Origin of the sequence: Aquimarina sp. BL5 (genome assembly GCF_003443675.1) — a bacterium.
Taxonomy (GTDB): Bacteria; Bacteroidota; Bacteroidia; order Flavobacteriales; family Flavobacteriaceae; genus Aquimarina.
In genome coordinates this window covers 1,819,561-1,836,487 of record NZ_CP031963.1, presented here as the reverse complement: position 1 = coordinate 1,836,487, position 16,927 = coordinate 1,819,561, and the positions used below count along the sequence as shown (strand labels likewise).

General features: G+C 34.1%; 11 protein-coding genes. All 11 read right to left on the bottom strand.

Features of this window, described 5'->3' with window-relative positions; genetic code table 11:
- Positions 1-52: 52 nt before the first annotated feature.
- Positions 53-1,408: a hypothetical protein gene (locus D1818_RS07880; protein ID WP_118457714.1), complete on the bottom strand. Its 1,356-nt coding sequence runs from the start codon at positions 1,406-1,408 to the stop codon at positions 53-55.
- Positions 1,409-1,790: 382 nt separating this feature from the next.
- Positions 1,791-2,336: a hypothetical protein gene (locus D1818_RS07875; protein ID WP_120752407.1), complete on the bottom strand. Its 546-nt coding sequence runs from the start codon at positions 2,334-2,336 to the stop codon at positions 1,791-1,793.
- 65 nt (positions 2,337-2,401) lie between these two features.
- Positions 2,402-3,007 (bottom strand): hypothetical protein, encoded by a 606-nt coding sequence (locus D1818_RS07870; protein ID WP_118457709.1) that lies wholly within the window; start codon positions 3,005-3,007, stop codon positions 2,402-2,404.
- 718 nt (positions 3,008-3,725) lie between these two features.
- Positions 3,726-4,304 (bottom strand): pyridoxal 5'-phosphate synthase, encoded by a 579-nt coding sequence (locus tag D1818_RS07865; protein WP_118457707.1) that lies wholly within the window; start codon positions 4,302-4,304, stop codon positions 3,726-3,728.
- A gap of 2 nt (positions 4,305-4,306) precedes the next feature.
- Positions 4,307-5,329: an adenosine deaminase gene (locus D1818_RS07860; RefSeq protein WP_118457704.1), complete on the bottom strand. Its 1,023-nt coding sequence runs from the start codon at positions 5,327-5,329 to the stop codon at positions 4,307-4,309.
- Between the two features lie 90 nt (positions 5,330-5,419).
- Entirely contained in the window at positions 5,420-7,426 is a 2,007-nt protein-coding gene (gene uvrB, locus D1818_RS07855) for an excinuclease ABC subunit UvrB (RefSeq protein WP_118457702.1), read from the bottom strand.
- Between the two features lie 79 nt (positions 7,427-7,505).
- Complete coding sequence (locus D1818_RS07850; RefSeq protein WP_118457700.1) at positions 7,506-9,740, bottom strand: T9SS type B sorting domain-containing protein; 2,235 nt, start codon at positions 9,738-9,740, stop codon at positions 7,506-7,508.
- Between the two features lie 318 nt (positions 9,741-10,058).
- The gene (locus D1818_RS07845; protein WP_118457698.1) at positions 10,059-13,505 is read right to left on the bottom strand and encodes a T9SS type B sorting domain-containing protein; all 3,447 of its coding nucleotides are present in this window, start codon (positions 13,503-13,505) and stop codon (positions 10,059-10,061) included.
- Between the two features lie 26 nt (positions 13,506-13,531).
- The gene (locus D1818_RS07840; protein ID WP_118457696.1) at positions 13,532-14,371 is read right to left on the bottom strand and encodes an ABC transporter permease; all 840 of its coding nucleotides are present in this window, start codon (positions 14,369-14,371) and stop codon (positions 13,532-13,534) included.
- Positions 14,372-14,375: 4 nt separating this feature from the next.
- On the bottom strand, positions 14,376-15,275 hold the full coding sequence (locus D1818_RS07835) for an ABC transporter ATP-binding protein (protein WP_118457694.1): 900 nt from the start codon (positions 15,273-15,275) through the stop codon (positions 14,376-14,378).
- 156 nt (positions 15,276-15,431) lie between these two features.
- Positions 15,432-16,886 carry a M20/M25/M40 family metallo-hydrolase gene (locus D1818_RS07830; protein ID WP_118457691.1) on the bottom strand — a complete coding sequence of 485 codons (1,455 nt, stop codon included), beginning with the start codon at positions 16,884-16,886 and terminating at the stop codon, positions 15,432-15,434.
- Positions 16,887-16,927 lie beyond the last annotated feature (41 nt).

Genomic DNA, 16,927 nt, shown 5'->3' with positions numbered 1-16,927 from the left:
TTATTTTGATATCAAGTCGCTTGTGAGTTTTTGTGATTATAGAACTTTCTTATCATGATACTTGAAATTTTTCTAGTACCTTAATGTTCTTTTCTAATAAAGGCTCCAAAAGTAATGTTGATAGGATCAAGATGTTCTCCGATTTTTCATTGTTAGGATTTCTAATGACCGAAACCCACCCACCATATGTGCCTCCAGTGTTTTCGTAATTGTCAATTTCGAACTGATTCAGCTTGTGATTAATGTTTTTAACAGCTTCTGTGGATTTTAAAATTATGTTTCTTAATTCTGGTGTGATATGAGAAAATGTTTTCTTGGTTTCTTCCAGATAGTTGGCATCGGGTAGGAGTGCTCTTATTTGTAATTCTATTTCGAGATGTAGGATATAATTAGGGTATAGATTTTTATAGTGTCTGCTAGCTTCTTTTTTATGCTTATCAAACAAGGTTAATATTTTTTCCTGATATTCAGTTCTCCAAACAGCTATATGTTGTTTTAGATCGATATCTAAAAATGATTCTATCTCTGATCTCCATTGACATAGTATGGGTAAATAAGTACTTAGTAAGAATTCTTTTCTATTCTGTAATCTGTTTATTTCTTGTAGTTTACGTTCATTGTTACTGATGATCACTTTTTCAGTGTCATCTTTTCTTTGATTCCAAATAGGGATATAGGATATAAATTGCTCTTTATTAAGAATAGATTTCATAAATTGTTTAGTAAGCTCAAGTTTTTCCAATTCGCTATAATATGCACCTTGCTCATCTGTAGCGGGTTCATCCTCTTCATAATGAAATATTTGTGTGGCCTGTTTCTCGTTTAAATGTAACGTCGAGTAGGAGTGTTTGATTACTTCACTTCTGGTGTTTACAGTGAATTGGTATTCATCTTTTTCAATTTTGTGAAAACTTGTAAGCTCCTGAGGTGTAAGAAAATCTTTTAAAATTATGTTGGCAGCTTCGATAAACCTTTTGTGATGTGGTTTTCTAAGTTTATGATTTTTTAAGGATTCGTTAAACATTTTTCTAGAAAGATTTTCTATTTCATCTAGCTTGGTTCTGAACTGTAGATATCTGTCTTCAGAAAAATTTAAGTGCTTATACTTCTTCTGTAAACGCTCTGATTTGATAGTTTCGAAATTATAAGTAGCTTGTTTTTTCTTTTGATTTTTTATGATTGATTTTAGCTTGGTTATTTGAATGTTGTTTAGCGTTCGTGCTATAGATCGTAGATGTTTAAACCTTGCTTTCTTTTCATCATAATTAGGATCGCTGCTAAACATATTCTCTTTTAATAATTGATAATCTAATTCATCAATATCCCGAACCTGATCCGATGATAACGCCAGTATTTCTTCGAATTCATCCGTAAAGGTTCTTGTTTGTGTTATTTTAGGATGTGCCATATATCGATGATGATGTTTTTTAGAAACCTTATGTAATGTTCATTATTTGTACCACACGATTATTAACTCTCATTTTCTAATTCATCTAAAGAGTTTTCAATTTACTCATAAGATCCATTAATATCGTATCCAGAATACCCTAAGAAAAACCTATATAAATCCCTTTCTTGTAAAAGTAATTTATACTTACAATTTTGTGTTTTATAGTATTCAGGAGGATTTTCAAGTGCTTGAATTCTTTTAATTATTTTTTATACTCTAGCAAGCTACAATGCTATCTCGTCTTTTTCTTTCATAATGTAGTTCTAATGAAATTAATAAGGAATCAAAAAAGTTAGTTACATTTTTGATTCCTTATCTATTTAGACTAGTGTGCTATAAGTTAATATTGGATTTTTGGTAGCTTAGAGAGTTCTTTTTCTCTTTGATCATTATAAAAATCAATATTACCGATAGTTACAAAAATTGATTTAAAGGTAGTTTTTGCACCTTGTTTTAATAAGAACTTAATTTTATAATCCTTTTTATGCCATATGATATACAGAGGTTTTTCTTCAAATCTACATTTCTTAAGTGTATAGGTGCTTTCTTTACTTTTAATTCCATTACGAGCTTTTGATTCTTCTGTTATAGTTATCATTTCATCTATATTTGTCATTTCATCTGGGGCTCCATATTTTGTCACCATCATGTCATAAAATGATTTATCCATCACGCCATTAATTCCAAAAGCGAAGTACTGAATTATTCCATCTTTATCAGTGCTAATGTATAAAGTGGTATATGGTTTATCTACAAAATTAAAATCCCCATTCAAGCTATATGTATTTATATATTTATTGTCCCCATTGTTTATCAATATGGTATTTGGAATTTCCTTAATATTATGATATAATAATTTTTCTAAGTCTAAATATGAAATTTTCATAAGTAATAAAGTTAATAAACTGAATATAGTTATTTTCATTATTCTGAATGTTTATGTTTTTACCTTCAGTCACAATTTGTGGGTCCAACGGTTATAAGATATGGAGCTGGACTTCTAATTCCATATACATTCTCACCAATAACTATTGATCCACCAATAGACTGCATTCCTTGTTTTAAATAAATCTCCCATTGGATTTTAAGCTGATCAGAACTGGCTCCAGTATTCTGTAAAAACGAGAGCTGTGTTTTGTAATTAGCTCCAGTTATAACTCCCGCTGTTACGTTTGCGGCTTGACCTGGTCTAAGATAAGAAGGGGCAGTAAAAGTAGCTATGTCAATAGATAACTCTATTGTTCTTCTTACAACACCATTAACAACTGTATGATCCGCATAAAATTCATCATTAATTCCAGTTGTTGTTGCTATGTTTACACCTGTGAATGGAGCATATTTGAAACTCCTACAATCAGCTGGAAATATAGAAGTGTCAGCCGAATTAGATATATCCACAAAACCTTCTGGAAGTGGAGTAGGTTTTGCAACATTACTATTAACTACTACAGCTGTGGCACATCCTCCGCAAACATGATAATACTCAGTACTGGCAACGGTCAATTCTCTATATGAGTATGTAGCAGAGACTATTACTCCTGTATTATTATGTGTCATATGTAACTACATTGTTACCTCTTGTTTTATGTTTTATTTTTGACTTTTAAAGAGCGTTTAAAATGAATTAATCCAACTTTCATAACGCTTCGAGCCCTCAAAAAGGTAGTTCGAAGGATTGATCTAACGTTTCGAAGGATTACCGTAACCTTTATTTGGGTCTTTATAAAGGTTATGAGCCTTGTTTTATGGGCAAGTAGCACTGTCGTTAGGGGACTTTACCTTTATTTTTGGGGTTCCGATCTTAAAAAAGGTGATTCGAACTACCTTTTTAATCCTTAGAAGGATGTCGGTAATGCTTAGAAGGATTGTAGTGAGAGATAGAAGATATGGTATGATGGGTAAAGCCTTTTCGGTATGCCTTTTATGGGAGCTGCTAACGAAATAGTACTGTTTGTAGCAGATGGAGATCTCTGGAATAGAACTTTCATATCCTGACACACAGTTTTTGTACCTGGTTCATTTTCTCCGGCAAGGTAATTTACTATATGATAAAAGCTTAATATATTAGTAGAGCGTTAGAATTGTTACTATAGATTTTGGAGCTTTTTTAGATGTACTTAGTGAATTGGTTATTTTGCTTGGTAAGCAGAAGGAGTGGTTTTTTAAACTTGATAATCTATGCTAGAATAAATTATAAGCTACAATACCATTAGTTAATAGCTATGTATTTAAGGTATAGATTAGTGGAAAACATGAATATATAGAAATATAGGCATCATGGTTGCAATATAGTAGCTATCCATTCTTCTTCTTCTTTTAACTGAAAAAGAGTTCTTTTATGAAACCTACTTTTTTCGAACTCCATAAGTTCCATCCTAATTGGTTGAATGGCATAGCCGCCCCAATTTTTAGGCATAGGGATGTCTTTATTTGTATATTTCCTTTCAGCTTCCTTATAACTGTTTTTTAAAATATCCATATTTTCTATAGAAGCTCCTTGCTCGCTAATCAGTGATATGATTTTAGAATCTTTTGTTCTTTCTTTAAAATAATATACAGCTTCAGTATCTAATATTTTAGTAGCATTTCCCTGGATTCGTATTTGCCTTTCTGTTGCTTCCCACCAAAAAGTCAATGATACTTTAGATAATTTTTCTATTTCTAACCCTTTTCTGGATTTTAGTGATCCTGTAATGATAAAAGCATCATCTTTTACTTCTTTTAAAGATACAAATCGAGCATTAGGATACCCGTCCAATCCATTGGAAGAAAGACAACAAGCTGAAGGTATATTCGCTTTACTTTTCTCAAGTTCTTCGGAATACCATTTATTAAATAATTGGAATGGATTCATACTTATTTGTTCTCGTGAAAGTATTGATCAATTTCTTGTATTTTTTGTTCTTTTTCTTGATCCGATAACCAACTTGCTTTAAAACTATTTTTAACCAGTGTAGTTATTTGTTCTTTAGAAAGATGTAAAGCCAGAGCAATCCCTAGATAGTTTTCGTTCATATATCCGCCAAAATATGCTGGGTCATCAGAATTAACAGTTACCAGCAGGTTTTTATCCATCATCTTAGCAATCGGATGTTCTTTTAAATCGGATACTACTTTTAACTCTAGATTGGATAAAGGACATAAGGTAAGTGGTATTTGCAAATCAACTAATCTTTCTACTAATGCAGAATCATCCAGGCAGCGATTACCGTGATCAATTCTGGTAATTTTTAGTAAATCTAAGGCTTCCCAAATATACTCGGCAGGACCTTCTTCTCCGGCATGAGCAACAGTAAGAAATCCTTCTTCGATCGATTTAGCAAATACTCTTTTAAACTTAGAAGGAGGATTGCCTACTTCTGAAGAATCTAAGCCTACTGCGCTTATCCAATCCCTATATGGTAATGCTTGTTCTAATGTTTTAAAGGCAGAGGCCTCATCCAGATGTCTTAGGAAAGACATAATTAATTTATAGGTGATGCCCAATTTTTCTCTTCCATCTTCTAACGCAGCGCGAATTCCTTTGATAACTGTATCAAAAGAAATACCTCGATCTGTATGCGTTTGTGGATCAAAAAAAATCTCTACGTGTACTACGTTTTGTTCTTGAACTTTAGTAAGATAGGCCCAAGTAAGATCATAGAAATCTTGTTCTGTAATTAGTACATTAGCACCAGCATAATAGATATCCAGAAATTCCTGAAGGTTGTTAAACTTATACGCATTCTTTAATTCAGCAACGGAGTTGTATGGAATTTTCTTCTGATTTCGTTTAGCAATCTCAAACATCAATTCTGGTTCAAAAGTACCTTCGATATGTAAATGAAGTTCAGTTTTAGGAATACCTTCTATAAATTTTTCTATGGATGTTATATTCATTTTAGATTTGTGCGTTAGTGTTACTTCAATACAGCACTGCACTGTACATGAAGTTCTGATTGAGATGTTATTTTTATATTATTTAAAAAGTTACACTTTCTGATCCTGAACCTTAGCTTGTAACATTTTAATCTCATCTCGTAATCGTGCTGCAGTCATAAAGTCTAACTCTTTTGCAGCTTTTTCCATTTCTTTACGAACATTACGGATGCGAGTTTCTAATTGATCTTTTGTGTAATAGGCAGTTTCCTCTTCTGCAGCCTTTAAGGTTGGAGCGGTTTCAAATTGATAAGGTTCTACTTTTTTACCAGCAAGTGCATTATCCAATGATTTTTTGATAGCCGTGGGAGTGATCCCATGTTTTGTATTATAAGCAATCTGTTTTTCGCGTCGATAATTGGTTTGATCAATCGTTAACTGCATACTTTTTGTAATTTTATCTGCATATAGGATGGCTAATCCGTTTACATTTCTCGCAGCTCTACCAATGGTTTGAGTCAGAGATCTATTATTACGTAAGAATCCTTCTTTATCTGCATCCAAAATAGCAACCAAGGATACTTCTGGAAGATCCAATCCTTCTCTAAGAAGATTTACACCGATCAGTACATCAAAGAGACCTTTTCGCAGATCCTGCATAATCTCTACACGCTCTAATGTGTCTACATCACTATGTATATAACGGCATCGAATATCGATTCTAGTAAGATATTTGGTTAACTCTTCTGCCATTCTTTTAGTTAGCGTTGTAACCAGAATACGCTCATCTTTTTCGATTCGTTTATGCATTTCTTCAATCAAATCGTCTATTTGATTAAGACTTGGACGCACTTCTATAATTGGGTCGAGTAATCCGGTTGGTCTGATAATCTGTTCTACATAGGTTCCTTCGCTTTTTTGCAATTCATAATCAGCAGGTGTTGCACTGATGTAAATTATCTGATTCTGAAGCGCTTCAAATTCTTCAAATTTTAAAGGTCTATTATCCATTGCAGCAGGAAGCCTGAATCCATATTCCACAAGGTTTTCTTTTCTAGATCGGTCACCTCCGTACATCGCGTGCGTTTGAGGGATAGTTACATGACTTTCATCCACAATCATTAGGTAGTCATCAGGAAAGTAATCTAGCAGACAGAAAGGCCTTGTACCGGGATCTCTACCATCGAGATATCTCGAGTAATTTTCAATTCCAGAGCAATATCCTAGTTCCTTAATCATTTCCAAGTCAAAATTGGTGCGTTCTTCTAGGCGTTTGGCTTCCAGAAATTTTCCTATTTCTTTAAAATATTCTACTTGTTTTCCTAAATCCAGAGCAATTTGATCAATAGCTCCGTGTAATATATCCGGAGAGGTGACGAACATGTTAGCAGGATAAATATTCAGACGATCATATTTTTCTATAATTTCATTAGTTTGAACGTCAAAAGCTTCAATTTCTTCGATTTCATCACCAAAAAAGTGAACTCTAAATGCATCATCCGCATAACTTGGGTAAATATCCACCGTATCTCCTTTAATCCTGAAATTACCATGATTAAACTCTGCTTCAGTCCTGGAATAAAGACTTTGAACTAATTTATGCAGTAATGCTGTTCGGGAAACGAACTGGCCTTGTTCTATAGATATTACGTTTTTCTGAAATTCTACAGGGTTTCCAATACCATATAAACAGGAAACTGATGCAACAACGACTACGTCTCTACGTCCCGAGAGTAGTGATGAAGTAGCGCTTAATCTTAATTTCTCGATCTCATCATTAATAGACAAGTCTTTTTCTATATAAGTTCCAGTTGTAGGGATATAAGCTTCCGGTTGATAATAATCGTAGTAGGAAACAAAATACTCTATGGCGTTCTCTGGAAAGAATTGCTTAAACTCGGAATATAATTGAGCTGCTAAGGTTTTATTATGTGCTAATACTAATGTGGGACGCTGAACTTGAGAAATAACATTGGCTGCAGTAAATGTTTTACCAGATCCAGTAACTCCTAAAAGCGTTTGATATCTTTCCCCTGCTTCCATCGCATTAACAAGTTGCTTTATCGCTTCAGGTTGATCTCCTGTGGGTTTAAAATCTGACTTGAGTTCGAACTTCATTATATAGGCTATGTTTTCTGAATAAAGATACAGAATACTGTTATGATTTTTAAAACCGAATTAAAGTTTTAGGGAAAGTTTATCGAATTAAAGCAAAACTTCCCTTACGGATTCTTCCATCACCTAATTTTACCTGGAACCAATATTCGCTAGAAGGCATTAATCTTCCGCCATATGTTCCGTCCCAGCCATTTCCAGAAGGAACTAATTGTTTCAGTAGTTTACCACTACGATCAAAAATATAAATGATAGAATTGCCTAATACTTGTGATGATACTCCTTCTACATTCCAGGTCTCATGAAAACCATCACCATTCGGAGTAAAATATTTAGGAAATCCTACTACAGAAATGTCTTGAGTGGTTTCTGGGCCACATCCGTTTTTATCTCTTATATAAACCGTATGAAATCCAGGTGGTACATTGGTAAAGATTGGACTATCTTGATAGGTTCTTATATTACTACCATTATAGGCTATTGCAAATTCATAGGTACCAGATCCATTTACATTAATAGTCACAGTATTATTATCCGAAGCATCATTAATTTCAATAGTCGTAATAGTTGCCGGTGAAGATGTCTTTACGGTTACTGTTCGATCCTTAAAACATCCAGTTAGTTGATTGGTAACGGTTACTGTATAGTCCATAGCGGTGGTCACAGTTATACGCTCCGTTATTTCTCCTGTTGACCATAGATAATCAAAATCATTTGAATTACCAGATTCTAATCCTGAGTCAATAATAACGCTAGCACCTTCACATAAAAAAGCTTCACTTACTTCTTCAATATCTGGTAAGGGATTAACAAAAAGCGCTACTTGGTTGATACCAAAACATTGATTTAGATTGTCTTCTATTCTGGCATATACTATATCAACACCTTGGGTTCCTGGAGTACTATTGGTATACATTGTAAAGGCATTAGATTCGCTTAAGGCATCATTTATGGTTTCATAATAGGCCACAGATAAATTAGGGGTGGCAATCTCAAAAAGAACTTGAGCATTTGCTTGTGTAAGATCAAACGTTCTAAATCCATCTTCAATACCATCATCATCACATATTGATAAAAATGCATTGTTTGCAGAAGTAACACTTACCTGAAGATCCAGTGTGGAAATCCTAAAGCAGTTATTGGCATTATTAGTAACACGAACAAATAATTGCTGATTGGTAGTTATATTTTGATAAGTATCTGTGTTTGTAATTGAAGGTGTTCCTGCATTAGCCGATGTAAGATCTTCAAAAAATGTAACCGCTCTATCTGTAGTTCCTCCTGTAATTTGGTCAACTGCTTCGTTCAGGTTAAATAATGAAATACCATCAGCAGGGTCATTATATTCATCACATTGTACTAAGGATAAAGGGTTCGCAGCTGGTAATGGATCTACCTCTAACTCCAAACTAACGGTATTCAAACAAAGTAATCCTGTGTTTTCCTGAACACGTACAAAAATTGTCTGTGGGTTTGAAGTATTTATATATGGTGTAGTTTTATCAATAATTCCTGTGCCTGCATCTGCGTCTGCTTGAGAAGCATGATATGTGAGGGTATAATCTGTAGGATCTAAACCATTAAGAATTTCTGTGTCCTTGTTACTTAATAAAAAGGAAACAAATCCATTAGCATCATCTCCATCATCATTGTTATCACATAAAACGAATGGAGTAGGAGTGATAATCGGAGGGCCAAGGTTTGCGGTTAAAGTAAATGTATCTATTATGAAGCATTCTGTTAATGTATTTTCAATTCTTACGTAAATAGTTTGGCGATTTTGTGTGCTTAAATAAGGGCTAGCCAATGCTCCATTACCCAAACTAGCATCTTCTTCTGATATATGATATGTTATAATTGTATTGGTTTGTGTTCCAATAATTGTAGTCGTATTACTTTCCAAATCATAGTTTGTGATTCCATCATTAGGATTTCCAACTACATCGCATTCTGTAAGATTTAAGTTATTATTGGGTCCTGCATCATTTTGGGGACTATCTGGTAGTAATGCGGTTCCTGTAAATTCTAAATCAAAACCACCATTTTGAGAAAAATTATCAATGAGTATATAATATTCCTCTCCTGCAATTGCATCTATAGATCTTACAAACCCATTACCTGCTGCTCCTGGACCTTCGCTTAAGTCTGTTTCAGTATCACTAAGCCCAGTTAACGTAGGAACTGCAGCCGCTGGAGGATTCGTAGATGAACACCGAATTGAGTTTCCGAGCGTACTACAAGTAACATTAGGTCCATATACTGCAAAATCATAATCTTCATCATTGTTATTAGATTCTGGAGTGATTATAAAGGCCAAGGTTCCTGATTGAACAATGTTTACTTTTATCCATAAGCTTTGAGATTCATTAAAACCACAACTAGGAGGGTTGTTCCCGGCAATATTAAAATCTGAAATACCTGTGCCATTAGAATTTAATTCTAAGTTAGTATTCCCACATATAACGACGGCATTTACACAATCTGTAGGCTCGTTTTGAGAATAGCCGTAAAAAAAAAGATATGAAAAGTAATAAAGTGAATAGTAATGTTTTCCTCATCTACAATCTTTGTTAAGGCACGAATATACTAATTATAAAGTATTATGTTAAAAAGACTTTTTAGCAGAATAATATGATTATCTAATTAAAGCAAAACTTCCCTTACGGATTCTTCCATCACCTAATTTTACCTGGAACCAATATTCGCTAGAAGGCATTAATCTTCCGCCATATGTTCCGTCCCAACCATTTCCAGAAGGAACTAATTGTTTCAGTAGTTTACCACTACGATCAAAAATATAGATGATAGAATTGCCTAATACTTGTGATGATACTCCTTCTACATTCCAGGTCTCATGAAAACCATCACCATTTGGAGTAAAATATTTAGGAAATCCTACTACAGAAATGTCTTGAGTGGTTTCTGGGCCACATCCGTTTTTATCTCTTATATAAACCTTATGAAATCCAGGTGGTACGTTGGTAAAGATTGGACTATCTTGATAGGTTCTTATATTACTGCCATTATAGGCTATTGCAAATTCGTAGTTACCAGATCCATTTATATTAATAGTCACAGTATTATTATCCGAAGCATCATTAATTTCAATAGTCGTAATAATTGCCGGTGAAGATGTTGTAACAGTTACCGTTCGATCCTTAAAACATCCAGTTAGTTGATTGGTAACGGTTACTGTATAGTCCATAGCGGTGGTCACAGTTATACGCTCCGTGGTTTCTCCTGTTGACCATAGATAATCAAAATCATTTGAATTGCCAGATTCTAATCCTGAGTCAATAATAACGCTAGCACCTTCACATAAAAAAGCTTCACTTACTTCTTCGATATCTGGTAAGGGATTAACAAAAAGCGCTACTTGGTTGATACCAAAACATTGATTTAGATTGTCTTCTACTCTGGCATACACGATATCTTGTCCTTGAGTTCCTGGAGTACTATTGGTATATGTAGTTATTGGATTGGTTTCACTAAGAGCATTTTCATTCGTTTCGTAATAAGAAACCGCAAGGTTTGGACTGGCGATTCCAAGAAGAACCTGGGCATTCGCTTGTGTAAGATCAAATTCTCTAAACCCATCTTCTGTGCCATCATCATCACACTCATTTAAAATAGCATCGCTAGCAGATGTAGTACTTACTAAAAGATCTAGTGTCGAAATTCTAAAACATCCTGTTAGATCATTTGTTACCCTAACAAATAATTGTTGATTTACTACAGTATTTTGATATGTATTTGTATTTGAAATGGCAGATGTTCCTGCATCAGCTGAGATCATATCTTCAAAAAACAAAATTGAACGATCTGTACTGCCTCCAGTGATTTGATCTACAGCTTCATTAAGATTAAATAATGTGATACCATCATTGGTATTCATATATTCGTCACATTGAGCTAAGGAAGTGTTATTAGCAATAGGTAATACATTAATAGTTACAGAAATCTCTACGGTATCAAAACAAGTTGTGTTTAGATTGTTTTCTAGTCTGGCATATACTGCAGTCATTGTGTTTGATAGCACTGCATTTGTAGGATCTGGAATTGGATTTGTGTTATTCTGTGCATCTAGTAAGGTAGTATGATAGCTAATAGCGTAGTCAGCAATATTTTGACCATTATAAATGTCACTATTTGCTGTAGTCAAATCATATGTTATGATTCCATTAGTGTCATCACCATCATCCGCATTATCACAAGAAACTATTGGATTGGTTGTAAATGCTGTTGGTTCATCAAAAATCTCGATTTGAAAACTAGTTGTATCATAACAGTTAATGTTGCCAATATTTTCAATTCTAGCAGCAATAGTTTGTGGGTTGTTTTCTGTTGTAAAGTTTTGGGGTAATACGTTAATATCTGCATTAGCATCCGCCAAGGATCTGAAATAGCGCACCTGAAACTGATTAGGATCTTGTGTTCCTAAAATTGTAGCATCAAATAATGATAGGTCTAGATCTGATATTCCATCATTATTGTCATCACAAATAATCTGAGTTATAGGAGTATCTTCTACTATAGGTACCTCAAAAAAAGTAACGTTGGCAACACCAATCAAAGGACAACTACCATCATTAAGATCAACTTCTAATCTATAATTTCCTGTAGTAGTGACATCGAGAAAAAAAGAACCGTTAGTAACCTGAACATCATCAATATACCAGGTATATGTTGCGGTGGTAATATCTTGATATTCTAATCTATAGGTGTCTCCTTCACAAAGTATCAGGTTTACATTGTTAGGATCTCCGCTGTTAATAATATCAATAGTTTGTGCAAAAATCGATTGAATAAATGGTGGTAATCCTATTCTGGAACCTCTTCCGCCATCTATATTTACTAATACTCCTCTGTCACTGTAATTAATATTAGCCGCCAACTCTTCTGGATTTTCTATAACTCCAAGATAGTTTCCAGTGCCAGAATTAAAATCAAACAATGCTCTGTAAATTTTTCCATCGGGCCCTAGTTGTAATGCTCCTGCACTAAAAATGGATGTATCTTGTCCATTTTCATTTAAGATTCTTGTTCCGCTAGCTGCAATTTGGTTGTCCGGTACTGTTAGGTCAAATTGCATTAAAAAACCTTCTCCTTGACCGCCAATCCCTAAACCTACTGTAGTATATAGGCGTTCTCCACTTTGTGAAAACTCTATTCCATAAGGGGCGTCACCGTTATATAATTCTATTTCATTACTAACTATTCCCGTGCTATTATCAAAATCATAAAACAGTACTTTTCCTGGTCCATCTCCACTAGTGACATTGGTTAATCCAAAATGTACCACAGCTAATTTATCTCCTTCTGGAGAAGCTTTAAGGTATCCTAAGGCATTCCGCCTATAGCCAGAAATGGGAACTGTCACTCCAACTTGTGATGTTATGGGAGTAGTATTTACTCCTGTTTGGTCTACACTAAACGCATAATAGGTATCAATAAAATGGGTAATCACCCAAAAAGAATCACAATCATCACTTTTTACAGCTGTGATTTTTTCAGAACATTTATAAGAGCTCTCAGCATTATTTGCGGTGTTGTAAGTAATCAGAGGTATGTTTTTTTCACTAACTACGACATCTCCTAATCCACCATTTAAAGTCATATCCACAACAGAATAAGTGAATCCATTATTAAAACCATCATCTTGATTGGCTGGAAATCCTGTATTTTGATTAGGGTATGTAGCAGCATTTTCATGATGAGGTTCATCTACAGCAAAAATGAAATATCTATTTGGTACATTGGGTTGAGGTACGATCAATGCACTCGAGGTGCTCGATGGATCACCCAATAACCCAGTACCTGCATTATAATTAGCATTAGGCATTACTCGACCATTTCGATCCCAAGCAGTTCTTCCATCTGTGTAAAAAAGTAATTGACCAGTAGCATCAGAAATAGTTGTACATCCTTCTAGTGTGTTTATATTTCCATCTGTAAGTGGAGTAGGAGGTGTGGTGCTAAAACTTATTCCTGCATTTTGTCCAAAATACCAGTTATTAGCTTCTCCTTGCGCAAATATAGAGGAGCCTAATAAAAATAAAAGAACAATTGATACGTATTTCATGAGTTGAGTTCAAAAACTCAAAGATATCATAAATCTCTCTTTTTTAGAAGATAATATGAAAGTCTCACAAATATTGCAGTCCAAACTAATACAATTATAATCTCATACCAGTGAACGGCAAGGTCTCTCTGGAAACCTTCACCTAATTGATTCGCTGCAGCTTGTATGAAATTTAATCTTGACCACGGTTCATTAATTAGGTTTGCCATACTATCCAAGGGTAAGAATGGAATTATTTTGTAAACAATCTCAGAATCAAATTTCCATTTTACTAAGCTTGCCATTCCCCAAACAATGCCTTCAATAATTTGCCAAAAAATAAGAAAGCCAAGGGCAAAGGCAGAACGTTTAATGAGAATTCCTAAAAACATGCAAAAGGAAAAGAATCCAACTAACTTTACGAAGTATGCAAGGATATATTCTAAATCTGTAATGATTATAGAGAATTCGTTATAGTCCGAAAATATCAAACCCAAAATCAATGTAACTGTAAATAAAAAGATTGTGGATATTAAGGAAAAAACTATTACTGTCAGGAATTTGGAGGTCAAAAACTCTTTTTTGCTTAATCCGTCGATAAGATTTTGCTTAAGAGTTCTATTCGTATATTCATTTGCCATTATGGAAACAATAACGATGGCTAGAAAAATCTTTAGCCAAGCAGCAATATATGAAGTAAAGTGCCAGATGTAAGGAAAATTAAATATCCCTTGATCTGCTAGTCTAACTTTTACACCTCCAAAATTAAACTCATAAGAAGCGATAAGTGCAATCGCTGTTATTAATACAAAATAAGTAATGGTAAGTACTTTGGCAGACTTATTAAATCGTAATTTCTGAAATTCTATATTGAGTAATCGTAACATTGCTTTAGTTTAAATTGTTGGTTAATTGTAAGAACTGTTCTTCCAGACTTTCTTTACGTTTTACCAGATGGGTAAGTGTAATCCCAGCCTCGTGTAACTGTTTGTTCAGACTTTCTGCATCTAATTCACGATTTAAAAAAGCAATAAGTTTGTCTTCTTCTTCTTTTATATTTCCAAAAGTACTTTGATCAGACAACCATTTTTTAAGTACGCTGTTTTGATTACTATTTAATTCAAAGAAACCATGACTTGCATTCATTTCATCAACAGGACCAGAATATAGTTTTACCCCTTTACGAATGATAACCACATGACTACAGACTTTTTCTACTTCATCCAATAAATGCGAAGCCAAAAGAATTGTCGTTCCTTTTGAGGCAATTACCTTAATAATTTCTCGTATTTGATGAATCCCTTGTGGATCTAAACCATTTGTTGGTTCATCAAGAATAAGAATTTCTGGATCGTTTAGTAGGGCAGAAGCAATTGCTAAACGTTGTTTCATACCAAGAGAGAACGTTCTAAATTTACTATCCTTTCGATCCAAAAGACCAACAAGCTCTAACTTCTCTTCAATTTTATCAGCAGAAACTTCCTTTATTTGACATACAAGCTTCAGATTTTGAGCGGCCGTCATATATGGATAAAAGTTTGGACGTTCTATAATGGCTCCTACTTTTTTAAGAGCCTCGTGTGTAGAGGTAGTTCCATCAAACCAGGTAAAATCTCCCGAAGATCTATTGACTACATTAAGGACAATACCGAGCGTAGTTGATTTACCACTTCCGTTAGGCCCTAAAATACCATAAACGTTTCCTTTTTTTATAGTAAAGGAAAGGTCATTAACGGCTGTTATGGGTCCGAATCTTTTGGTAAGATTCTTCAAGGTTAGAATAGTTTCCAATTGTGTTTTTTTTTGGCGGTTATATTAAACAAGACGATCAGTATTGATTTTTGTTACAAAAGAAATGTTGAAAAAGCTAACTTAATAATAGAATATACAAAAAAGACCAACTTTATCAGCTGGTCTTTTTGTATGAAATCTTTTTAATCGTCTATTTTATTTTAAAATAATTTTTTTACTTAACTGTCTTTGATCCTTTAATGCAAGTGTAATTACATAAACACCACTACTTATTGAATTCATAATGATAGTTCCAGAAGTTCCTATATCTTCTTTTTGAAGAATCTTTCTTCCATTCATATCATAAATATCAATGCTTTCAACTTTAGAACTGGTTTCTGCTATTTGATATGTTAGCGTTTTGTTGTTTGTGTATATGTAATATCCTTCTGCTTCAAATTCAGGTGTAGATAGCGTAGCATCATTTTTTGCTACTTCGATAAGGAATTCACTACATAGCTTTGCAAATTTCGTAGCATGTTCTGCAGTTCCGGATATGCTAAATGTGTCATTTCTGGTGTGGATGTTTGGATTATATTGAGAAAAGCTTGCTTCAAAAGGAAAAGACGCCTTATATCCTTGACTATTCCAGCTAGCGTGATCAGAACAACCATAGTTACATAAAGCAGTACTGTAGGTAAGTTGATGATCTCCAGAGGCATTATAGTAATCCATTAATTGTTTAAAAAACGCATTAAGACTAGTATCTGTATTATCAGAGATAAAATAAACATCATTAACAGAGCCATTATAATTGGTCATGTCAAATTGACCAACAGCAACTACATTTACGTTATTCGCTCTATAATCTGCTGCGATTTCTGCCGATCCTCGAAGTCCCACTTCTTCGGCAGCATATGCCATTATTTCGATAGTTCTTTTTGGCTGAAAACCGATTTCAAATAAAGCTCTTGTTGCTTCAGTAATCGTAGCAATACCAGATGCATCATCGTCAGCTCCTGGAGCGTCATTATTTCCTTGGGAAGAAGTAGAATCTAAGTGACCTCCAACAATCACAAATTCATCAGGAAATTCAGAACCTTGGATAGTCATTACTACAGATGGCATTGGAGTGCTCGTATGATTTACCAATCGGACACTAACATCTGATCTGTTAAAAGTTGTTGCCATGGTTTCCCATTTTACTTTTAGATCTTGAGCTGATTGTGCTCCAGCACTAGAGGTGTGATATCTGGTTCCATAATTTTCAAGTTCCGTTATATGGTTTGCGATATTTTGAGTATTAATAGCATCCATTGCTAAATTTACTATGGCATCTTCTGTAATAGTAAATGCCATTTTACTTTGAGCAGCACTTTTATTATCATTTAACAAGGCCTGTTTTGCCTGACTTTCTGAAGATTTGTATATAAATCCTGGACCATGAACTAAAACACGTCCGTGTAATTTATGACTTCCTTCTTCAGAAATTAAAACAGCTGCTTCGTTTCTTCGTTTCGCAATTATTGTTATTTCATTAGGATATTCTTTTTGCAATTCTTCAGCATCTATTAAAGCCATAGTGGCATAGAAAGACGATGATTCTTCTTGAGCAAATGTAAGTGTAATTGTTAGTAATGATAGCATTACTAATGAGATGAGATGTTTCATTTTAAAAGATGTTGAGTTTTAAATATAATTGTAAAGATACG